This window comes from Candidatus Regiella endosymbiont of Tuberolachnus salignus, from assembly GCF_964020115.1.
Lineage (GTDB): Bacteria > Pseudomonadota > Gammaproteobacteria > Enterobacterales > Enterobacteriaceae > Regiella > Regiella insecticola.
The window spans coordinates 1,482,998-1,505,992 of the sequence record NZ_OZ026542.1; the positions used below are offsets into that span (position 1 = coordinate 1,482,998).

General features: G+C 43.6%; 22 protein-coding genes. 14 read left to right on the top strand and 8 right to left on the bottom strand.

Annotation, left to right across the window (positions count from 1 at the left end):
* Positions 1-29 precede the first annotated feature (29 nt).
* From rpsR to rpsT, 4 genes are all read right to left on the bottom strand, one after another.
* Positions 30-257: a 30S ribosomal protein S18 gene (gene rpsR, locus AACL30_RS07725; RefSeq protein ID WP_006704646.1), complete on the bottom strand. Its 228-nt coding sequence runs from the start codon at positions 255-257 to the stop codon at positions 30-32.
* Positions 258-261: 4 nt separating this feature from the next.
* Complete coding sequence (gene priB, locus AACL30_RS07730; protein WP_039907303.1) at positions 262-579, bottom strand: primosomal replication protein N; 318 nt, start codon at positions 577-579, stop codon at positions 262-264.
* Between the two features lie 8 nt (positions 580-587).
* Positions 588-974, bottom strand: a complete 387-nt coding sequence (gene rpsF, locus AACL30_RS07735) for a 30S ribosomal protein S6 (RefSeq protein WP_039907305.1) — start codon at positions 972-974, stop codon at positions 588-590.
* A gap of 401 nt (positions 975-1,375) precedes the next feature.
* On the bottom strand, positions 1,376-1,639 hold the full coding sequence (gene rpsT, locus AACL30_RS07740) for a 30S ribosomal protein S20 (protein WP_006707104.1): 264 nt from the start codon (positions 1,637-1,639) through the stop codon (positions 1,376-1,378).
* Positions 1,640-1,952: 313 nt separating this feature from the next.
* On the opposite strand from rpsT, the gene ribF reads away from it, so the two are divergent.
* From ribF to dapB, 7 genes are all read left to right on the top strand, one after another.
* The gene (ribF, locus tag AACL30_RS07745; protein WP_339058422.1) at positions 1,953-3,017 is read left to right on the top strand and encodes a bifunctional riboflavin kinase/FAD synthetase; all 1,065 of its coding nucleotides are present in this window, start codon (positions 1,953-1,955) and stop codon (positions 3,015-3,017) included.
* A 30-nt stretch (positions 3,018-3,047) separates the two neighbouring features.
* On the top strand, positions 3,048-5,864 hold the full coding sequence (gene ileS, locus AACL30_RS07750; protein ID WP_339058249.1) for an isoleucine--tRNA ligase: 2,817 nt from the start codon (positions 3,048-3,050) through the stop codon (positions 5,862-5,864).
* On the top strand, positions 5,864-6,376 hold the full coding sequence (lspA, locus tag AACL30_RS07755; RefSeq protein ID WP_339058250.1) for a signal peptidase II: 513 nt from the start codon (positions 5,864-5,866) through the stop codon (positions 6,374-6,376). Before ileS ends, lspA begins: the two co-directional genes overlap by 1 nt.
* Positions 6,376-6,846 (top strand): FKBP-type peptidyl-prolyl cis-trans isomerase, encoded by a 471-nt coding sequence (gene fkpB, locus AACL30_RS07760; protein ID WP_006704653.1) that lies wholly within the window; start codon positions 6,376-6,378, stop codon positions 6,844-6,846. The genes lspA and fkpB overlap by 1 nt, the downstream gene beginning before the upstream one ends.
* On the top strand, positions 6,827-7,780 hold the full coding sequence (gene ispH / locus AACL30_RS07765; protein ID WP_339058251.1) for a 4-hydroxy-3-methylbut-2-enyl diphosphate reductase: 954 nt from the start codon (positions 6,827-6,829) through the stop codon (positions 7,778-7,780). Before fkpB ends, ispH begins: the two co-directional genes overlap by 20 nt.
* Before the next feature lie 90 nt (positions 7,781-7,870).
* Positions 7,871-8,293 (top strand): hypothetical protein, encoded by a 423-nt coding sequence (locus tag AACL30_RS07770; protein WP_339058252.1) that lies wholly within the window; start codon positions 7,871-7,873, stop codon positions 8,291-8,293.
* A 78-nt stretch (positions 8,294-8,371) separates the two neighbouring features.
* Positions 8,372-9,169: a 4-hydroxy-tetrahydrodipicolinate reductase gene (gene dapB, locus AACL30_RS07775; RefSeq protein ID WP_339058253.1), complete on the top strand. Its 798-nt coding sequence runs from the start codon at positions 8,372-8,374 to the stop codon at positions 9,167-9,169.
* Here the strand turns inward: dapB and polA are convergent.
* Positions 9,105-11,918: a DNA polymerase I gene (polA, locus tag AACL30_RS07780; RefSeq protein WP_339058254.1), complete on the bottom strand. Its 2,814-nt coding sequence runs from the start codon at positions 11,916-11,918 to the stop codon at positions 9,105-9,107. The genes dapB and polA overlap by 65 nt on opposite strands.
* Before the next feature lie 460 nt (positions 11,919-12,378).
* The gene (locus AACL30_RS07785) at positions 12,379-13,023 is read right to left on the bottom strand and encodes a DsbA family protein (protein ID WP_339058255.1); all 645 of its coding nucleotides are present in this window, start codon (positions 13,021-13,023) and stop codon (positions 12,379-12,381) included.
* A gap of 150 nt (positions 13,024-13,173) precedes the next feature.
* On the opposite strand from AACL30_RS07785, the gene xthA reads away from it, so the two are divergent.
* The 7 genes from xthA (at position 13,174) to cysB (ending at position 21,593) form a co-directional block, all read left to right on the top strand.
* Positions 13,174-13,989, top strand: coding sequence for an exodeoxyribonuclease III (gene xthA, locus AACL30_RS07790; protein WP_339058256.1), 816 nt, complete (start codon positions 13,174-13,176; stop codon positions 13,987-13,989).
* A 14-nt stretch (positions 13,990-14,003) separates the two neighbouring features.
* A complete protein-coding gene (gene rnm / locus AACL30_RS07795) occupies positions 14,004-14,873 on the top strand; it encodes an RNase RNM (RefSeq protein WP_339058257.1) in 870 nt (289 codons plus the stop codon).
* Positions 14,874-14,907: 34 nt separating this feature from the next.
* Positions 14,908-15,537 (top strand): L-threonylcarbamoyladenylate synthase, encoded by a 630-nt coding sequence (locus AACL30_RS07800; protein WP_339058258.1) that lies wholly within the window; start codon positions 14,908-14,910, stop codon positions 15,535-15,537.
* 45 nt (positions 15,538-15,582) lie between these two features.
* Positions 15,583-16,458 carry a 23S rRNA pseudouridine(2605) synthase RluB gene (gene rluB / locus AACL30_RS07805; RefSeq protein WP_339058259.1) on the top strand — a complete coding sequence of 292 codons (876 nt, stop codon included), beginning with the start codon at positions 15,583-15,585 and terminating at the stop codon, positions 16,456-16,458.
* Positions 16,459-16,601: 143 nt separating this feature from the next.
* Positions 16,602-17,648 carry a protease SohB gene (sohB, locus tag AACL30_RS07810; protein WP_339058260.1) on the top strand — a complete coding sequence of 349 codons (1,047 nt, stop codon included), beginning with the start codon at positions 16,602-16,604 and terminating at the stop codon, positions 17,646-17,648.
* A 181-nt stretch (positions 17,649-17,829) separates the two neighbouring features.
* Positions 17,830-20,454, top strand: a complete 2,625-nt coding sequence (topA, locus tag AACL30_RS07815; RefSeq protein WP_339058261.1) for a type I DNA topoisomerase — start codon at positions 17,830-17,832, stop codon at positions 20,452-20,454.
* Positions 20,455-20,618: 164 nt separating this feature from the next.
* Positions 20,619-21,593 (top strand): HTH-type transcriptional regulator CysB, encoded by a 975-nt coding sequence (gene cysB, locus AACL30_RS07820; RefSeq protein ID WP_339058262.1) that lies wholly within the window; start codon positions 20,619-20,621, stop codon positions 21,591-21,593.
* Between the two features lie 124 nt (positions 21,594-21,717).
* Here cysB and nqrM read toward each other — a convergent pair whose 3' ends face one another.
* Both nqrM and AACL30_RS07830 read right to left on the bottom strand, forming a co-directional pair.
* Positions 21,718-21,945: a (Na+)-NQR maturation NqrM gene (gene nqrM / locus AACL30_RS07825; protein WP_039907313.1), complete on the bottom strand. Its 228-nt coding sequence runs from the start codon at positions 21,943-21,945 to the stop codon at positions 21,718-21,720.
* A gap of 13 nt (positions 21,946-21,958) precedes the next feature.
* A complete protein-coding gene (locus AACL30_RS07830) occupies positions 21,959-22,987 on the bottom strand; it encodes an FAD:protein FMN transferase (RefSeq protein ID WP_339058263.1) in 1,029 nt (342 codons plus the stop codon).
* Positions 22,988-22,995: the final 8 nt, after the last annotated feature.

Genomic DNA, 22,995 nt, shown 5'->3' on the forward strand with positions numbered 1-22,995 from the left:
TCTCAATGTCATTAATGAACAGTAGCCGATTACTGATTAGCATCAGTGTATGGCAACAAAGACAAGTAGCGCGCACGCTTGATAGCACGAGCAAGCTGACGTTGGTATTTAGCACAAGTACCAGTGATGCGGCTCGGCACAATTTTACCACTTTCAGTGATGTAATTTTTTAATGTAACAATATCTTTATAATCAATTTCTAGTGTGCCTTCCGCGGTGAAGCGGCAAAATTTGCGACGACGAAAATAAGGTGCCATTTGGCTAATCTCCAGAATCTATTAATTCAATTTTCTCGGCATGTAGAACCAACTTATTTAGCCCATTACGCCCTTGGTGGCAACTAATAAAGCCTTGTACGGTCAACAGACTGCCGACTGTTATACTGTGAGTTAATGTTTGTAACTGATGTCCGCTGACAACAACGGGCATATGACACCAGGTTGTTCGAGCCAATCCGGCTTCTTGTTGCGACGAACGGTGCTCGAGTACAAATTGACAGTGTGGAATACCAGAAGGGCTGACCTTGCATATAGGTGTTTTGCGTACACTGCCAGAAAGTGTCATCTGATTCATTGTCATCACAGCGATTATTCTTCAGTATCTCCAGTATCACTACTATTCTCTGGAACAAACTCAACCCGATCCCGACGTTCATCTTTTGCTTTCACCATGGGTGATGCTTCAGTTACCGCACCCTTGGAACGCATAACCAGGCTACGGAGAACAGCTTCACTGAAGCGGAACGATTTTTCCAGTTCATCTATCGCTTCTTGAGCTGCTTCCACATTAAACAAAACATAGTGTGCTTTGTGTAGTTTGTTAATGGGATAAGCGAGTTGACGGCGCCCCCAGTCTTCTAGTCGATGAATCTGCCCATTCGCATTTGTGATAATCTGACTGTAACGTTCTATCATGTCAGGAACCTGTTCACTTTGATCAGGATGAACCATAAAAACGATTTCGTAATGACGCATTGCATTGCTCCTCACGGATTATTCAGCCTCCTGATACAGAGCCAACCGCAGCCCATGGAGGCAAGGAACTTGTTTTTGTACGGCTGAAAAATAACAGACGGCTAGGTACTTGGCTAAACCAGTAAATATTGGCCTTTGGTTTAGTGTTGTCTCATGCCTTATATCGTGTAAATAAAAGCACCTGCGCTTTTTCACCCATTTTCCATCCATTGAGCGTAGCTCAGAGAAGATTTCGAATAGGCTCTATCCCCTTCGCCTTTGAAGCCGCCGTGTTGTTGGCGCGGATGTTCGCCGAATCACGTAGTTGTCTACGCTCATCGGTCTCACGCTCATGGCAGCCGAAGGCAACTTCAAAGGGGAAGGGGATAAAACACAGTATCCACGATTCATCGTTAATTTAACTATTGCATCAGATTGATTTGTTTCGCTAAATTAGATTTATGACGTGCCGCTTTATTTTTATGAATCAAACCTTTGCAGGATTTACGATCAATGATTGGCTGCATTTCATTAAATGCTTTTTGTGCTTTATCTTTATCACCAGTACTGATAGCCTGATACACTTTTTTAATAAAGGTACGCACCATAGAGCGGCAACTAGCGTTATGCTGACGGCGTTTTTCAGACTGCTTAGCGCGCTTCTTAGCTGATTTAATATTAGCCAAGGTTCAACTCCCAAATTATATTCTGTTGAGGATAATTTAAAGGCAGAAAAAATATTTTTTTAGCCTTCATTTATCAGTGAATTTATGCAAACCAACATGCAAACAAACAGGCCAGTAATGGCAGCACTTGCTGCTTTACAGTATTGGAGCGCGATTCTATCAGTTTCATCTAATGGAATACAGTCTTCCACAAGAAAATTCTACAGAGGCGGAGCTAGCAAGGTATAATGCGCAGATTCACTTTATTTTTCTCCTCTATACCCGTAACCAACATCAAAGGCAAAGGGTATATGGATGTTTTGAGCTAGCTATCATGGAGCTAATTCGCGGTATACACAATATCCGAGCCCATCACTATGGTTGTGTACTCACTATTGGTAACTTTGATGGTGTTCATCTTGGGCATAAAGCATTACTTAGACAATTAAAACATGAAGGCCAGCGTTTAAAAGCGCCCGTCATGGTCATGATATTTGAACCGCAACCATTAGAATTATTCGCGCCCGAAAAAGCGCCAACACGTCTTACACGTTTACGCGATAAAGTCAAATATTTAGCGCAAATCGGGGTCGATTATCTATTGTGTGTTAGATTTACGCTTTCTTTTGCGGCCCTAACTGCCCATGCATTTATTACTCAATTATTGGTAAAAAAATTAAAAATAAAATTCTTAACTGTTGGTGATGATTTTCATTTTGGCTCTGATCGTCTAGGCGATATAAAATTATTGCAGCAAGCAGGTACTGAATTTGGTTTTGATGTTGTCAATACCGGCAGTTTTTGCAATAGTGGTTCACGCATCAGCAGTACCGCTATCCGTCAAGCATTACAAAACGATGATCTGGTTTTAGCAGAAGATTTACTCGGTCGCCCTTACAGTATTAGCGGACGCGTTATTCACGGTGATGAATTGGGTCGCACACTAGGTTTTCCAACAGCAAATATATCGTTGAAACGATTAGCGGCACCGGTTAAAGGAGTATATGCGGTTGATGTTTATGGCTTAAGTTCTATACCCACAGTCCTTCAAGTTGCAGCGTCGCGGCCAGGACGTGAGACCGATGAGCGTAGACAACTACGTGATTCGGCGAACGCCCGCAGCCAACAACGCGGCAGCTTCGAAGGCGAAGGGTATACAGGTTCAGATGACAAGCCTTTGCGGGGAGTGGCAAATATTGGTACTAGGCCGACAGTTGCAGGGAGTCGTCAACAACTTGAAGTACATATATTTGCTATAACGAAGGATCTTTATGGTTGCCATATTGAAATAGTGCTGCGGGCAAAACTACGTAATGAACGCTGTTTTGTTTCGCTAGACACTTTGCAGCAGCAAATCGCAAGTGATGTACTGATGGCTAAAAAATTCTTCAGGCTGTAAGACGAAAATAAAAAACGGAATCAACATCCAATGAATGATTATAAAAATACCCTTAACTTGCCAGAGACAGGCTTCCCGATGCGCGGTGATTTGGCCAAACGTGAGCCTGACAGATTACAACGTTGGTATGAAGATAATTTGTACGGCAAAATTCGTGCGACGAAAAAAGGTAAAAAAATATTTAACTTGCATGATGGCCCGCCGTATGCAAACGGCAATATTCACATCGGTCATGCCGTCAACAAAATTCTTAAAGACATTATCATTAAAGCTAAAGGACTATCAGGCTATGACGCCCCTTATGTCCCGGGATGGGATTGTCACGGTTTACCCATAGAACACAAAGTTGAGCAATTTGTTGGTAAACCGGGCAAAAAAATCAGTGCCGCCGAGTTTCGTACAGCATGCCGTACCTACGCGACTGAGCAAATTGAAGGGCAGAAAAAAGATTTTATTCGCCTTGGTGTGCTCGGTGACTGGGATCATCCCTATTTGACGATGGATTTTAAAACCGAAGCCAACATTATTCGTGCATTGGCTAAAGTGATTGCTAACGGTCATTTATATAAAGGTGCGAGGCCAGTGCATTGGTGTACTGATTGCGGCTCTTCGCTCGCAGAGGCAGAAGTTGAGTATTACGATAAAACCTCTACCTCTATCGATCTCTGTTTTAACGTGCTGGATGTCGCGGCGGTTTGCGCCAAATTTTCTGTTGCTACCGTGCATGATCCTATTTCTGTTGTCATTTGGACCACCACCCCCTGGACCTTACCCGCGAATCGCGCCATCACATTATGTAGCGAATTTATTTATCAGTTAGTACAGATTGAGGGAAAATGTCTCATCCTGGCGGCTGATTTGGTGGAAACAGTCATGAAACGCGCTGCTATCACAGAATGGCAGATTTTAGGCAGCTGTAGTGGCGCTGATTTAGAACTCTTACGCTGTCAGCATCCTTTTATGGCTTTTGATGTGCCTATCATTTTGGGTGATCATGTGACGCTGGATGCAGGGACAGGCGCAGTGCATACAGCCCCAGGCCACGGCCCCGAAGATTTTGTTGTCGCGCAAAAATACGGGTTAGAAATCGCTAATCCTGTTGATACTAATGGTTGTTATTTAAAGGGTACTTACCCGGTATTGGACGGCTTATTTGTATTAAAAGCCAATGATCTTGTCGTTAATATTCTGCGTGATAATGGCACATTGCTGCATGTTGAAGAATTAACGCACAGTTATCCCTGCTGCTGGCGTCATAAAACACCAATTATTTTCCGGGCTACACCACAATGGTTTATTAGTATGGAGCAACAAGGGTTGCGGCAGCAATCATTGCAAGCCATTAACACCGTCCAATGGATCCCTGCTTGGGGAAAAGCACGTATTGAAACCATGGTCACTCATCGTCCAGACTGGTGTATTTCACGTCAGCGTACTTGGGGTACGCCGATGTCCTTATTTGTACATAAAGAAACCCAAGCGCTGCACCCGCGTAGCATTGAATTGATGGAACAAGTGGCGATACGGGTCGAGCAACAAGGCATTCAAGCATGGTGGGATTTGGATCCAGCGGAAATTTTGGCAGAGGAGGCGGCAGATTACGTTAAGGTCACCGATACACTCGATGTTTGGTTTGATTCAGGATCCACCCATTCTTCAGTGATTGATTCCCACCCTGAGTTGGCAGGCCACTCGCCAGATATCTATCTGGAAGGATCTGATCAACACCGAGGCTGGTTTATGTCATCCCTTATGATTTCTACCGCGATGAAGGGCAAAGCCCCCTATCGCCAGGTGTTAACACATGGTTTTACCGTGGACGGCCAAGGCAGAAAAATGTCCAAATCTATCGGTAATACCATCAGCCCGCAAGACGTTACCAATAAGTTGGGAGGAGATATTCTCCGTTTATGGGTGGCATCAACGGATTATAGTCGCGAAATCGCGGTATCAGATGAAATTCTACGCCGTTCAGCCGATGCGTACCGGCGGATCCGCAATACTGCCCGTTTTTTATTGGCTAATCTAAAGGGTTTTGATCCCACGCAGCATCAACTTGCAGCACAAGAGATGATAGTGTTGGATCGCTGGGCGGTAGGCCGCGCTCAGGAGGCGCAAGTAGAAATTATCACGGCTTATGAAAACTATGATTTTCATCGAGTGGTACAACGCCTGATGCATTTTTGCTCTATCGAAATGGGCTCCTTCTATCTCGATATTATTAAAGACCGTCAATATACCGCCAAGAGCGATAGTATCGCGCGTCGTAGTTGTCAAACCGCGCTGTTTCATATCGCGCAAGCTTTAGTACGCTGGATGGCACCTATTCTCTCTTTTACTGCAGATGAAATCTGGCAATATCTCCCAGGCCAATGTCAAAAATATGTGTTTACCGAAGAATGGTATGCGGATTTATTCGCCCTAGCGGATGATGACCCTATGAATGATAATTTCTGGGCTGAATTGCTTAAGGTTCGCGCTGAAGTCAATAAGGTGTTGGAACAAGCACGAAACGATAAAAAAATAGGGGGATCATTGGAAGCCGCGGTTATCTTGTATGCTGAACCTTCACTCGCCGCGCGCTTGAGGCATTTACAGAATGAATTACGGTTTGTTTTAATTACTTCTGCGGCACAGGTAAAAGATTACGCTGAGGCGGACGATCAGGCACAACAAAGTGAATTGATCAATGGCTTAAAAATTGCCTTTTATAAAGCCGAAGGGGAAAAATGTTCACGTTGTTGGCATTATACTCAAGATATTGGCTTGGTAGCGGAGCACGCAAAATTGTGTGGCCGTTGTGTCACTAACGTTGCAGATAACGGTGAAGAGCGTAGATTTGCCTGATGAATAAAAAAATGTGTTCGAGCGGATTACGTTGGTTATGGCTAGGTGTAGTGGTGTTGATTTTCGATCTGGCAAGTAAACAATGGGTTATAGCTCATTTTACGTTGTATGAAAGTTTGCCATTGTTACCCTGGTTAAATTTAACCTATGTACAAAATTCCGGTGCAGCATTTAGTTTTCTCGCAGATAAAGGGGGTTGGCAGCGATGGTTTTTTGCCTTGATCGCGCTGGCCATTGTCTTGACGTTATTGGTATTCATGTCTCGCACTCCTCGTCAGAAAAAATTGATTAACTGTGCTTATGCGCTGATTATCGGCGGCGCATTAGGCAACTTATTTGATCGTATGGTGCAGGGTGTCGTCATTGATTTCATCGATTTTCATGTCAATCATTGGCATTGGCCGACGTTTAACCTGGCCGATACCGCAATTTGTATTGGCGCGATGTTAGTGGTTTGCGAAGGCGCCTTTAGCCCACCGGAGAAAGCGGTGTTAAAAAAAGGTAAAAAGTAATGTTAGATCGAGTACAAAAAAATAGCTCGGTATTGGTACATTTCATCTTGAAGCTGGCTGATGGATCAACGGCAGATTCGACCTATGCCCAGGGCAAGCCTGCTTTATTTCGTTTAGGTGATCGCAGTTTGTCTGAGGCGTTAGAACAACATTTGCTCGGCTTACAAGTAGGTGATAAACGGACTTTTACTTTACCAGCAGAATCTGCCTTTGGTCACACTGATCCCGCTTTGATCCAGCATTTTTCCCCACGCGATTTTAGCCAAACGGGGATCCCCAATGTCGGGACGATTATGCTGTTTAGCGCGATCAATGGCAGTGAAATGCCCGGTATCGTACGTGAAGTAACGGCAGAGTCGATCAAGGTAGATTTTAATCATCCACTGGCAGAACAATCGATTCATTTTACCATTGAAGTATTAGAAATTAAGGCAACAGAGGAGAAATGCCATGCAGATATTGCTGGCTAATCCGCGTGGCTTTTGTGCCGGGGTTGACCGCGCGATTAATATTGTCGAACGTGCCTTAGCCATGTATAGCGCCCCGATCTATGTGCGGCATGAAGTGGTTCACAACCGTTATGTCGTTAATGATTTATCTCAACGCGGGGCGATTTTTATTGAAGACATTTCAGAGGTGCCAGAAGGATCTATCCTGATTTTTTCTGCCCATGGGGTGTCTCAAGCAGTACGACAAGAAGCAAAGAGCCGTCAATTGACCCTGTTACTTGATGCAACCTGTCCACTGGTGACCAAAGTGCATATGGAAGTCGCACGCGCCAGCCACAGAGGTATAGAAGCCGTTCTGATCGGCCATGCCGGTCATCCTGAAGTGGAAGGCACGATGGGACAATATAATAATCCGCAAGGTGGCATTTATTTGGTGGGATCACCAGAGGACGTTGAGCAGCTGGTGGTGAAAGATGCCAATAATTTGTGTTTTATGACACAGACCACCTTATCGATAGATGATACCTCAGTGATCATAGACGCATTACGGCAGCGGTTTCCGCAGATCACCGGGCCACGTAAAGATGATATTTGTTATGCCACCACTAACCGCCAGGAGGCAGTCAGAGATCTCGCCCAGCGTGCCGATTGCATCTTGGTGGTAGGCTCAAAAAATTCATCCAATTCCAATCGATTGTCTGAGCTAGCACAAAGAATGGGCAAACAAGCCTATCTGATCGATTCAGCGACCGATATTCAGCCGAAGTGGCTCGTTAATGCTCACACTATCGGCGTCACCGCCGGGGCTTCGGCGCCTGACATTTTGGTGCAGCAGGTAATCAAACGCCTGCAATCATTAGGCGCTCAAGAAGCAATCGAATTGATTGGCCGAGAAGAAAATATTGTTTTTGAGATCCCTAAGGCGTTAAGGCTCAGCGTTAAGGAAGTTGACTAAAGATTATTAAAGTTAAGCATATTAATTTTTATTAAAAATTAATTGTGATGTATAATTTTATTTTTTAATATTATTAATAAGACAATCATTATGGCAATCCCGTTCATTTGTAGTCCAACAGTAACAGGAAACTCTCAGCAATATGTCACCGAAGTAGAGCAAGATGTCGCCGGAGTTGGCACCAGAGTAGGGCAATATGTCACTGGAGTAGGAAATCAGGCTTTTGTGAATCGTTCCTCTCTACCTCTAGAAGAACATATTCAAATAATTAAAGAAAAACTAGATCAGCAAGAATTAAAACATGAACAGTGTGCTGTAATACTTTCAATGGCTGAAGCAAAGCAAAAAAATACTGAAGCAGCAATCAGCAAGTTAAAGGAAGAGCAAAAAAATATTGAAGCAGCAATCAGAAAGTTAAAGGAAGAGCAAAAAAATACTGAAGCAAAAATCAGCGAGTTAAAAAAGTTACTCCCTGATTTACAAACAAAAAATGATAAAAATGTAAAGACATAATGCATCAATAGTGCAAACAACAGGATAGGCTACAATCAACAAACACCTCTTCCCTTCACTTAGGATCCAAATAATTCAATGATACGTATTGCTATTGCCGGCGCGGCAGGGCGCATGGGCAAACAACTGATTCAGGCCGCCGCTCAACACAATCAGGTGACCCTGGTCGCGGCTATCGTGCGTCAAAACGATGCTGCGGTGGGAATCGATGCTGGCGTGCTGGTTGGCATCAATCCACTCAATATTACCCTCAGTGATAATTTAGCCACTATTGAGGATAATTTTGATGTATTGATTGATTTTACGACGCCTACAGCGACATTGCAGCATCTGGAATATTGCCGACAACAGAAAAAAGCGATGGTGATTGGTACCACCGGTTTTACTGATCAAGACAAAATACGAATTAATCAAGCCGCTGAAGAAATAGCCATCATTCGCGCGGCTAATTTCAGTGTTGGCGTCAATTTGATGCTGGATCTACTGAAAAAAACAGCAAAAATAATCGGTAAAGACACCGACATTGAAATTATTGAAGCGCATCATCGGCATAAAGTCGATGCCCCTTCAGGCACCGCATTAGCGATGGGAGAAACCCTGGCGGACACATTGGGGCTCGATCTAAAACAGGCGGCGCTGTATTGCCGTAATAAAGAGCCCCGTAAACCCGGTACCATTGGTTTTTCTACTCTCCGCGCCGGCAATATTATTGGCGAACACCAGGTACTCTTTGCCAATGATGACGAACAACTTACTATCACTCATAAAGCAAATAGTCGCCTGACATTTGCCAATGGCGCCATTAGAGCCGCTATTTGGTTAACACAGAAACAGAAGGGTTTATTTGATATGAGCAATGTGCTTGATCCCAATTAGCACCAACACCGATGTTGACACACAATGGCACCGTCAACGGCATACTTTTTTTCGTGGTTTGTTCCATCAAATGACGAATTTTTTCTACCGCCCCCTGCAAAACACTCTCATGCACTTCAAAAACCAATTCATCATGTACTTGCATAATCATCCGTACTAAGGGTTGATGCTGTAACCAAGCATCGATTTCAATCATCGCGCTTTTAATAATATCGGCGGCAGTGCCTTGCATCGGGGCATTGATTGCTTCTCGTTCGGCGGCTTTACGCCGCATGGCACTCGATGCATTAATATCGGGTAAATACAGCCGTCGCCCCGCAAGGGTTGTCACATAGCCTTGTGTTGCCGCCTGTTTGCGAATAGCCTCCATATAATTGGCCACGCCTGGATAACGCTCAAAATACCGATCAATATAGTGTTGCGCTTCAACCCGTGCAATCCCTAATTGACGCGCTAAACCAAACGCACTCATGCCATAAATTAAACCAAAATTAATCGCTTTGGCACTACGGCGCTGTTCATCCGTCGCTGTCTCTAAAGACACATTAAAAACCTCAGCGGCAGTGGCGCGGTGAATATCTTTATCGGCAGTAAAGGCTTTTATCAACCCCTCATCTTGTGAAAGATGCGCCATAATACGCAGCTCAATTTGAGAGTAATCGGCGGCAATAATCTGGTAGCCAGGTGGCGCAATGAAGGCTTGACGGATCCGCCGCCCCTCTTCACTACGAATAGGAATATTTTGTAAATTAGGCTCACGAGAAGACAAACGACCGGTAACAGTAACCGCTTGATGATAGGAGGTATGCACTCGACCTGAAGTAGGATTAATCATCGAGGGTAATTTATCAGTATAAGTCGTTTTTAATTTTGCCAATCCACGATACTCAAGCAGAACTTTAGCCAAAGGATAATCTAACGCCAGCTCTGCAAGGACTTCTTCATCGGTTGAAGGAGCCCCTTTAGGGGTTTTTTTCAGTACGGGTAACTTCTTTTTTTCATACAAAATAGTTTGTAATTGTTTAGGTGAGGCTAAATTGAAAGGCTCTTCTGCTAATAGATGTGCTTGCTCTTCTAACTCAGTTAACCTTGTGGTTAATTCTTCAGAATGCTGTGCCAAAACAGCTCGGTCGATCAACACGCCAGTACTTTCAATACGCGACAATACCGACAATAGCGGCATTTCAATGTGGGTAAAAATCCAGCTCAATGCTTTACTTTGTTGTAGTTGAGGCCATAGGCAATGATGAAGTCGCAGTGTGATATCAGCGTCTTCAGCAGCATAAGGTGCCGCTTGTTCCAAAGCAATCTGATTGAAGGTGAGTTGAGACTTGCCTTTACCGGCAATTTCTTCAAAGGTGATGGTTTTATGCTGTAAATAACGTTGAGATAAACTATCCATATCATGACGCCCCGCCACCGTATTCAAAATATAAGATTCCAGCATGGTGTCAAAAGCAATGCCTTGCAAAACAATACCGCAACGCGCCAAAATGCTTTTATCGAATTTAAGATTTTGCCCGACTTTTCGCTTTTGCGGATTTTCTAATAGCGGTTTTAATTTATCTAAAACGAGAGTGCGATCTAACTGAATTGGCGCATCTGAATAATCATGCGCTAAGGGTAAATAAGCCGCCTCACCGGGAGTAATCGCAAAAGACAGACCAATGAGATTAGCATTGATAATATCCAGCCCATCGGTTTCGGTATCAAAAGCAAAAAGATCGGCTTGATTCAGTTGCTCAATCCAATGGGATAAGCTGTCTTCATCAAAAATTATCTGGTAGTTATCTTGTGAAAATCGCGCGCTTGGCGCGGTCGGCTCATCAATGGATGTCGCAGGACGTTTTTTACCCATCGGCCAATCAGGCGAATTTAACTCAGCCAGCCAACGTTTAAATTCATAACGACTAAACAACTGATGTAGTTGATCGATATCGGGGGGGGTGATGTTTAATTTATCATGGGCGATATCTAACTTAACATCCGTTTTAATCGTCGCCAATTGATAAGATAAATAAGCCAGTTCTTTATGTTGTTGTAACTTGGCGGCAAAAGTTTTGGCGCCGCGAAAAGTTAAGGTCGCGATTTTTTCCAAATTAGAAAATAGGCAATCTAATCCCCCCAGCCCCTGTATAAGGGCTTGCGCGGTTTTTTCACCGACACCCGGTACGCCAGGGATATTATCGGATGAGTCGCCCATCAATGCGAGAAAGTCGATCATTAACTCTGGCGGAACGCCATATTTATCGCGTACTTCCTGTGGCCCAAGCACGGTGTTATTCATGGTGTTAATCAGGGTGATATTAGTGGTGACCAGCTGTGCCATATCTTTATCACCGGTACTGATGACAACTGATCGGCCTGCTTTTTCTGCCTGTTGCGCTAACGTCCCTATAACATCATCGGCCTCAAACCCAGCCACGACAAGCAGCGGTAGCCCCATCGCACGTACCATGCGATATAACGGCTCGATTTGTGAAGCTAAGTCATCAGGCATAGGAGGACGATGAGATTTATACTGAACATAAAGTTCATCACGAAAGGTTTTACCTTTGGCATCAAATACCACGGCAATATGGCTCGGATGATATTGCGATAATAAGCTACGCAACATGTTTAGCACGCCATACATCGCCCCAGTGTGCTCTTTGTGGCTATTCGTCAGTGGAGGAAGAGCATGATAAGCCCGATAAAGGTATGAAGAGGCATCAACCAAGATAAGCGGATTTGCTGTAATTTGAGTCATAAGGTTTGTTTGTCTTTAGCTAGCGATAAGGCATTTGACCTCTTTCCAAACCGTAGTGAGTGATGAGAAGTCAAGGCGCCCGGCACACAGCAACCGGAATGTACATATAAGTACATGAGGATTGCGCGTACCGGGCAACGCAGGATTCGCATCACTCAGTAGGTTTCGAAAGAGGTCTACTGGCCACAATCATAGCAAAGAGGTTACCGAATGGTAAATTTATACCTGTGATGAAAAATACCCTACCTGCATGGATAAATAATCTCTATGCAGGCAGGGTGCTTACTGCCGTATTTTTAGTCTTTTTTATGAATTATTTTACAACAGCGATACAACAACCCACTAAGTACAATCCCCCAGCTGCTACTATGGCTGTTATAGCCCCTAAAGGCATGCCCTCGTATGATTCCACTGTAGTGTTATCGGCTCTCTCAAGAAACTAGACTTAAAAATAATTAGCTTAATTATCTAATAAAAATCCAACCACTTCGGCATATTCTTTAGCATAAGCCGCTTTTGAAGTGGTATCGATGCCTTCGCTTTTGATCCTATATTTTCCATCAACATAGACGGCGGGAACACCATTTACCTTTAGCTTTTCAGCCATTTCTTTTTGTTTTAAAAGCGAAAGTTCGACCTGAATGCCTTTTTTTACAGTCTCGTATTTTTCTTTTTCCACACCTACTTTGGCAAAAATCTCACCAATAATTGCCTCAACTGCTTTCGCGTCTTTGGTTTCTAATTTTTTTTCTGTTTGCACAGCTTCAAATAGCAGAGGTTTGATTTTATCTGCTACCTCTAGCTCCTTAGCAATCACCCAAGCTTCACTGAGCGCTTTACCCCATCTGCCCAGAAATTCAACATGATATTGTTCTATTTTAGCTCCTTTCGGCACCACTTCTTTTATTTTCTGAGACACCTGGAATTCTTTATCAAATACATAACAGTGCCCGCAGTAAAAAGAAAAAAACTCTACCACTTCTTGTTGTTGATCTCCAAACACAGGCTCCTTTAAGGATTCATATTGCTTTCCCTCTTTAAATGAAGTGGCTGAAACCATGAATGCCATGCTGAGCCCCATCAGAAATAATCCCATTTTTTTCATGCAATAAAATCTCCATTAATTTTTATTAATACCGTTAGATATTTTTCATTGATCTGTCTACTGGCTAACGTAGCTTCAAAGGCTATAGATTACATTTTATTAGATATCTGTTAGCATTCACGTACTTTTGTACTAAAAACGGCACGAAATATGAAGTTTGTTTCTTTTAATATAAATGGGTTACGTGCCCGCTTCCATCAACTCGCTGCGATTATTACACAACATCAACCGGATATCATCGGATTACAAGAAACTAAAGTGCATGATGATATGTTTCCTTTAGCTGAAATAAGTCAATATGGATACCACGTATATTACCATGGGCAAAAAGGCCATTATGGCGTAGCATTGTTAATCAAACAGCAACCCTTGGCGGTACGACGAGGATTTCCTACTGACGATGCCGATGCGCAACGCCGTATTATTATGGTAGATGTAGCGACACCACAGGGAAACTTAACGGTGATAAATGGTTATTTTCCACAAGGAGAAAATCGCAACCACCCTACAAAGTTCCCCGCGAAAGCGAAATTTTATTCTGATTTACAACATTATCTCGAACAACATTTTACTGCCGACGATCAGCTTTTGATTATGGGCGACCTGAATATTTGCCCAACGGAGCTTGATATTGGTATTGGCTCCGATAATCAAAAACGCTGGTTACGCAGTGGAAAATGTGCTTTTTTGCCTGAAGAACGTGATTGGCTCGCGCGGTTGCAAAATTGGGGCTTGATTGACACCTTTCGCAGCAAAAATCCTGAATGTAATGACCAGTTTTCATGGTTTGATTATCGATCACGCGGCTTCGATGAAAATCGTGGATTACGGATTGATTTACTGTTGGCAAGTGCTCCGTTGGCATCACGTTGTATAGCAACAGGGATTGATTATCAAATTCGAGGCATGGAAAAACCTTCTGATCATGCCCCGGTGTGGTCTGAATTTATGCTATCAGGTACATAATACGGACATTCACGTTGAACCATAACATAATCGCACCTGCCGATTTTATACTTTATGATTTGCATAGTCATACGGTCGCGTCGGATGGTTTATTAACCCCCACAGAATTAGTCACGCGAGCAGCCTTAATGCGGGTGGGGGTATTAGCGATTACCGATCATGATACCACCGACGGGTTAGCAGAAGCTGATGCCGCCATCCAGCAACAAAGCTTGGCATTAAAATTAATTCATGGGGTAGAAATTTCTACTGTATGGCAACAGCATGAAATACATGTGGTTGCTTTAAATATCGATATTACGCATCCACGGATTTGTCAATTATTGGCTGAACAAGCGACAAAACGCCATCAGCGGGCGAAAGAAATCAGCCAGGCCTTAGAAAAAGCACAGATCCCTGATGTCTGGCCAAATGTGACCCGTTTGGCCAAAGAGGCACAAATTACACGCAGTCATTTTGCACGTTATTTAGTAGAACTGGGAATGGCCAGCAACATTAGCCAAGTGTTTAAAAAATATTTGGCAAAAGATAAAATCGGTTACGTTCCGCCCCATTGGTGTACTATAGAGCAAGCCATTAATGCTATTGCTCAATCTGGAGGGCAAGCGGTATTAGCACATCCCGGACGTTATCGGCTTACAACTAAATGGTTAAAGCGATTACTGTCTCATTTTGCAGAGCAAGGTGGGGATGGTATGGAAGTGGCTACCTGTCAACAGACACTCGACGAACGTGTTTTATTGGGGCAATATGCGGAGCAATATAATCTATTAGCCTCTCAAGGATCGGATTTTCACTATCCCTGCTCTTGGATTGAACTAGGACGCAAATTGTGGTTACCTGCTAAGGTGAAGCCGATATGGCATGATTGGCCAGTGAGATAAAAAGACATCTAAATGGATGAAATAAGGTGCAACCATGAGTCAATTTCTTCACATTCATCCGCAAGACCCTCAATTACGATTGATCAAACTCAGTGTTGATGTTTTAAGCAAAGGCGGCGTCATCATCTACCCAACCGATTCTGGCTATGCCTTAGGTTGTCGTCTAGAAGAAAAAATCGCGATGGATCGTATCTATCGCATTCGGCAACACAATACAACCCATCATTTCACATTGGTTTGCCGCGATTTATCAGAGCTCTCTACCTATGCTCATATTGATAATTATGCCTTCAAATTAATAAAAAATAATATACCAGGGAGCTATACCTTTATTTTAAGAGCGAAGAAAGAAGTACCACGGCGTTTGATGAATGATAAACGTAAAACTATTGGATTACGGGTGTTGACTAACCCAATAGCGCTAGCATTGATAGCGCTATTGAAAGAGCCGTTGATGTCCAGCACACTGATACTACCAGGCAATGATTGTGCTGAATCCGATCCAGAAGCCATTAAAAAAAATCTTAGCAAGCAGGTAGATTTAATTATTCACGGAGGGGTTTTAGATCCACAACCGAGCACCGTGATCGATATGACCACCTCTGCCCCTATCATCATCCGTGAAGGAGCAGGCGATGTGACGCCTTTTCGAACAGACACCTAAATATTATTCTCCCGACGCCTGTGAAGGCGACATTAGAGGTTTTCAATGAGTGAAAAATTACAAAAAGTGCTAGCACGTGCTGGCCATGGCTCTCGCCGTGCAATCGAAACTATGATTATGCAAAGGCGTATCAGTCTTGATGGTAAAATAGCAACCTTGGGTGACCGTGTTGATGTCCGCCAATCGACCAAAATTCGTTTGGATGGTCGTGTACTGGCGATTACTGAATCGAATGCGGCCATCTGTCGTGTGCTAGCCTACTACAAGCCAGAAGGTGAATTATGTACCCTTCATGATCCCCAAGGGCGACCAACGGTGTTTGATCGTTTGCCTAAACTACGGACTTCTCGTTGGGTGGCGGTAGGGCGTTTAGATGTCAATACTTCAGGCTTATTACTATTTACTACTGACGGAGAATTGGCTAACCGTCTCATGCATCCTCGTCATGAGGTTGAACGGGAATACGCGGTACGTGTTTTCGGTCAAATCGACGAGGATAAAATCAAACAGCTTAGTAAAGGGATACAGTTAGAAGATGGGTCTGCTTCTTTTCATAAGATCAGTTTTCAAGGTGGGGAAGGGATTAATCAATGGTATAACGTCACTTTGACCGAAGGCCGTAATCGAGAAGTCCGCCGTCTTTGGGAAGCGGTCGACGTTAAAGTAAACCGCTTGATTCGTATACGTTACGGTGATATCACTTTACCCAAAGGTTTACCGCGTGGCGGCTGGACAGAACTTGACTTGAAAGCGATAAACTATTTACGTGAGTTAGTATCCCTGCCTGCGGAGACCGTCAGTAAATTACCTGTTGAACAAGAACGCCGCCGCATGAAAGCCAATCAAATTCGCCGTGCGGTTAAGCGCCATTCTGAGAAAACGAGGGCTGACACCAGGCAGATAAAGAAGCGGCGTTTGTAACAGCCTATTCAGAATCTAATATACCCTTCAAGTTGCCGCTAAGCGGCCAGAGCGAGAGCCGACAGCCAACAACATGGCGGCTTCAAAAGCGAAGGGGATACACCTATTATGTTCAATAATAAACATGAAGAAAGGCGGAACTTGTGGAATTAATTTCTTTGTACATGCTGTTTTTAGCCAAAATGGTGACTATTGTTACCGCGATAGGAGCACTGGTATTTATCGTTTTTTATATCGGGCAACATCAATCAGACCACAGCGGTAAACTTAAACTCGTTAATTTAGGTAAACAATATAAAGAAATTCAGCAAAAGATGCAGTTAGCACGCCTGTCTGAGACCGAACAAAAGCGTTGGCAAAAAGAAATTAAAAAACAGGAAAAAATAGATCAACAGTTAAAAAAACAACAAGCTAAATTGAACACTACTGCGGCAGCAAAACCCTGCCTATATGTACTCGATTTTAAAGGCAGCATTGACGCGCATGAAGTGTCATCATTAAGAGAAGAAATCTCCGCAATATTGGCGGTAGCAACAAAACAAGATGAAGTACTGCTACGTTTGGAAAGCCCTGGCGGAGTGGTTCATGGTTATGGTCTAGCAGCATCACAATTGGTACGTTTACAACAGGCGGGTATCCATTTAACCGTGGCTGTGGATAAAGTCGCCGCGAGTGGAGGCTATATGATGGCTTGTGTTGCCGATCGCGTCGTATCTTCCCCCTTTGCTATTATTGGCTCTATTGGTGTAGTGGCGCAAATTCCTAATTTTAATCGATGGTTGCGCAAAAATAATATTGATATTGAATTACACACTGCTGGAGAATTCAAACGCACTCTCACTTTATTCGGTGAAAATACCGAACAAGGGCGTGAAAAATTCCGGGAAGAATTAAATGAAACCCATTTATTGTTTAAGCAATTTATTAAGCAACGGCGTCCACAGCTTGATATTGATACCGTGGCAACAGGCGAACATTGGTTTGGTATTACAGCAAAAGAAAAAGGATTAGTTGACGCGATTGAGAGCAGCGATGAGTTATTGATCGCTAAAATGGCACAGCATGAAGTGATTAGCGTGAAATACAGTCGCCGTAAACGATTAATTGATCGATTTACCGGCAGTGTAGCAAAAAATGCGGATCGTTTATTATTGCGCTGGTGGCAACGTAGCGAAAAACCACTAATCTAAATTGCAATATTATTGGTAGCATAAAATTTCTTAGAGCCTGTTCGAAATTTTCTTGACCGACGCTCAATTGAAGAAAAAACGAGCGAAAAAGCGCAGTTTACATAGCGTAAAGAAGTATCAGCGCAGCTCAAAGAAGATTTCGTAGACTCCAACATCAGTCAACAATTTAGGTAAGGTCATTATGGGCAAGGCGCTTGTAATAGTTGAATCTCCGGCAAAAGCCAAAACGATTAATAAATATCTAGGCAGTAATTATGTTGTCAAATCGAGTGTCGGTCATATCCGTGATTTACCCACCAGTAAAAATATTTCGGGTAGAAAAAAGACAGATCTCACTGAAAATTTAGCGAAAGAAAAACAAGAAACCCCGTCTAAGAAAAAAGTTAAAAAAGATGTCAAAACCGCTTTGGTCAATCGAATGGGGATCGATCCTTATCATGGTTGGCAAGCCCAATATGAAATTCTACCGGGTAAAGAAAAAGTGGTGGCTGAATTAACCACATTGGCGAAAACAGCTGATCACATCTATCTCGCTACCGATCTTGATCGTGAAGGTGAAGCGATTGCTTGGCACTTACGGGAGATTATTGGCGGAGATGATACACGTTTTAGCCGTGTGGTTTTTAACGAAATTACCCAAAACGCGATTGGGCAAGCTTTTCAGCAGCCGGGACAATTAAATATTAATCGTGTTAATGCTCAGCAAGCGCGTCGCTTTATGGATCGCGTCGTCGGATATATGGTCTCCCCTCTATTATGGAAAAAAATTGCGCGCGGTTTGTCTGCCGGGCGAGTACAATCTGTCGCCGTTCGGCTAGTCGTTGAACGCGAAAGTGAGATCAAAGCATTCGTACCACAAGAATTTTGGGAGCTACATGCCGATCTTTTAGCAAAAGGCGATCTCAATATCCAAATGGCCGTTACCCATGTCGGTGATAAACCATTCAAACCGGTTAACGCGGAGCAAACACAGGTTGCGTTAACATTACTAAAAGATGCCGATTATAAGGTGGTGGCTCGAGAAGACAAACCCACCAGCAGTAAGCCCCCTCCCCCTTTTATTACCTCTACCCTGCAACAATCGGCTAGCACGCGACTCAATTTTGGCGTAAAAAAAACCATGATGATGGCGCAACGTTTATATGAGGCGGGTCATATCACCTACATGCGTACTGACTCTACTAATTTGAGTCAAGATGCCTTAACGATGGTACGAGGTTATATTAACGACAATTTTGGTGCTCGTTATCTGCCGACTTCTGCCAATCAATACAGCAATAAAGATAATTCGCAAGAAGCACACGAAGCCATCCGCCCTTCGAATGTCAATGTGTTGGCTGAACAATTAAAAGATATGGAGCCGGATGCGCAAAAACTCTATCAATTGATCTGGTGTCAATTCGTTGCTTGTCAAATGCCACCGGCTCAGTATGATTCCACTACACTAACCGTTCAGGCCGGGGATTATCGCTTGCGCGCTAAAGGGCGCACTTTGCGTTTTGACGGATGGAGCAAAGTTGTATCGGTATTGCGTAAAGGCGATGAAGATCGTGCTTTACCTATGATTGCCGTCGGCACGCCCCTGGATTTAAAAAAATTGCTTCCTAGTCAACATTTTACTAAACCGCCCTCTCGCTATAACGAAGCCTCTTTAGTCAAAGAGCTAGAAAAAAGAGGCATTGGCCGCCCTTCTACTTACGCTTCAATTATTTCTACCATTCAAGATCGTGGGTACGTACGTCTTCATAGCCGTCGTTTTTACGCTGAAAAAATGGGCGAAATTGTTACCGATCGGCTGGAAGCCAATTTTCACGAATTGATGAATTATGATTTCACTGCGCGCATGGAAACCAGCTTGGATCAAGTAGCCAATAATCAGGCAGAATGGAAAACCGTGCTTGATGCATTTTTTAGCGAATTTAGCGCCCAATTAGCTGTGGCAGAAAAGGATCCAGAAGAAGGCGGTATGCGTCCCAACGCCATAGTCATGATCCAAATCACCTGTCCAACATGTAGCCGCCAGATGGGCATCCGTACCGCCAGTACCGGCGTATTTCTTGGTTGCTCAGGTTATGCTTTATCGCCGAAAGAGCGTTGTAAAACGACCATTAATTTAATTCCTGAAACAGAAATCCTTAACATTTTAGAAGGTGACGATGCAGAAACCAATGCATTACGATCGCGTCGTCGTTGCCCGCAATGTGCTACCGCAATGGACAGTTATCTGATCGATACACACCGCAAACTACATATATGTGGTAATAATCCAGTGTGTAACGGTTATGAGATTGAAGAAGGAGAGTTTCGTATTAAAGGCTACGAAGGCCCGATTGTTGAGTGCGATAAGTGTAGTGCTGAAATGCATTTAAAAATGGGGCGTTTTGGCAAGTACATGGGTTGTACTAACGATCAATGTAAGAATACACGTAAAATTTTACGCAATGGTGCCGTGGCACCGCCAAAAGAAGATCCCATTCCTTTACCCGAGTTACACTGTACACAATCCAATGCTTATTTTGTTCTGCGCGACGGCGCTGCAGGCGTCTTCTTAGCGGCCAATACTTTCCCAAAATCAAGAGAGACACGGGCTCCATTAGTGGAAGAATTGGTGAGATTTAAACCTCTTTTACCCGAAAAATTGCGCTATCTGGCTGATGCACCGGTAAAGGACAGTGAAGGCAATAAAACCGTAGTACGTTTTAGTCGTAAAACTAAACAACAATATATTTCCTCCGAAAAATCAGGTAAAGCAACGTCTTGGTCGGCTTTTTATATCGACGGTCGATGGATCGAAAATAAAAAATAGGTTTATACCCTTCACCTTTGAAGCCGCCGCGTTTTTAGCTGCGGGTGTTCGCCTCATGGTATGTCCGCGCTCATAGGTCGGTCTCCCTGGCAGCCGAAGGCAACTTCAAAGACAAAGGGTCTAATGGAGAAATACAGTGAAAAGGTATTAAAGGTGATCCAAAGATGAAATTGCAGCAACTGCGTTATATTGTCGAGGTGGTTCACCATAATCTTAATGTGTCTTCCACTGCGCAGGGTTTGTTTACCTCTCAGCCCGGTATTAGTAAGCAGATAAAAATGCTGGAAGATGAACTCGGGATTTTGATTTTTGCGCGCAGTGGTAAGCATTTAACCCAAGTTACCCCTGCGGGTAAGGAAATTATTGCTATTGCCAGTGAAATACTGTCAAAAATCGATGCAATTAAAGCCGTCGCGGGGGAGTATACCTGTCCAAATAAAGGATCACTCTGTATCGCAACAACTTATACCCAAGCGCGATATGTCTTGCCCAAAATAATTAAAAGTTTTATTAAACATTACCCCTGTGTTTCTTTGCATATGCATCAGGGCTCACCTGTTCAGATCGCGCAAGCCGTTGTTAAGGGCGATGCCGATTTTGCTATCACTACTGAAGCATTACATTTATATGATGATTTAATTATGCTGCCCTGCTATCACTGGAATAGGGGGGTTGTCGTCAGGCAAGATCATCCTCTCGCAGGTAAAAAAAATCTTACTATTACCGAATTGGCCGCATACCCGATAGTCACTTATACGTTGGGTTTCACCGGACGCGCCACGCTTGATAGCGCATTTAAACGCGCAGGTTTGACGCCGCGCATTGTCTTCACTGCCACCGATGCGGATGTCATCAAAACTTATGTGCGTCTCGGTCTTGGGGTGGGTATTATCGCCAATATGGCGGTTAATCCACAGCAAGATCCTGATCTGGTAACAGTGGAAGCTAAAGAAATATTCACTTGCAGTACTACTAAAATTGGCTTTCGCCGCAGTACATTTTTACGCAGTTACATGTATGATTTTATTCAACGTTTCGCGCCGCATTTAACACGTGATCGGGTCGATCGGGCGCTAAAATTACGCTCTAATGAAGATATTAAAGCGATGTTTAAGAATATTAAACTGCCGGTGCGATGAATCAACGGTTTTTTATACCCTTCGCCTTTGAAGCCGCCGTGTTGTTGGCTGCCAGCTCTCGCCATGGTATGTCTACGCTCATCGGTCGGTCGCCCTAGCGGAAACTTCAAAGACGAAAGGTATATTACAAAATACGGTATTGCGCCCATTTTTTTTCACGTGCCGCAGCTTGAGCCAATCGCTTTTTGCGACTATCACAAGGCTCAGGACAATCACAAATTTTTTCCATGCCTAAGCTCGTGATCCCACCACAACTGCCTTGTAAGCTTTTGCGTTTGACCAAATATCCCAATGACATACCGATTGTGATGAGCAGAAAAAAAATAAAAGAGATAATAAACAGGGTTAGCATCGCTCCTTCCTCCTCAATGTTTTTTGCGCAGATAAGGTTCAAACGCCGTTGAATAACGTGCTTCAAAACCATTATCGGTTTTAATGATCATAAACACGGGAATATTCAATAAATTCGCCAATTCCATACCACGTTGTGACCCCAGCACATCTAAACCAGTAGATAATCCATCCGCCGTCATGCAGCTTGGATCCAAAACGGTTACCGAGACCAGTCGATGGTTTATTGGCCGACCGGTGCTAGGATCGATGGTGTGAGAATAACGCACGCCTTTTTCTTCAAAATAGTTACGATAGTCACCCGAGGTTGCAACCGACATGATACCGGGTTCGATGATCTCCTGCGCGCTGGATCCCCCGCCCGCATTCGGTTTTTCAATAGCAATACGCCAAGGCTGATCTTTGCCATTATTGCCGCGAGTGCGGATCTCACCACCAATATCTACCATGTAATGGTGGATGTTATTGGCTTCTAAATAGTCAGCAATCACATCAACACCATAGCCCTTCGCGATGCCAGAAAGATCGACATACAGTTCAGGAATAGTTTTGATCAAGGCGTCTTGCTTCTGCTCTACTGCCAATTTATCGATGCCAATCCAAGCCCGACGCTTTTCCAATTCAGCCTCAGTAGGAACTTTATCGGGGCGACCTTCAGGGCCAAAACCCCAGAGGTTCACTACCGAACCAACAGTCACATCTAACGCACCTTCAGTAATACCATTGATCCTAATTGCCTCCCGCACCACTTTTGCCGTGGCGGCAGAAACGGGGAAAGCGGTGTTGATCTGCCTACTTTGATTAAAACGACTTAATTCAGAGTCTTCGCGATAGGTTGACATTTGATCATTGATGAGCTGCAATTTTTGCTCAATGTCTCGTTGAAGCGATTCAAGCGGCGGAGTGGTGGGTGCACTCACATATTTAATGGAGTACGAAGTGCCCATGGTTTTTCCTGAAAAATTAATTTGTTCAGAACCACAACCGGTCAATAATAGTAAATTTGTTAATATTATTAGCCAATAAATTATCTTTTTATACATGATTTTTT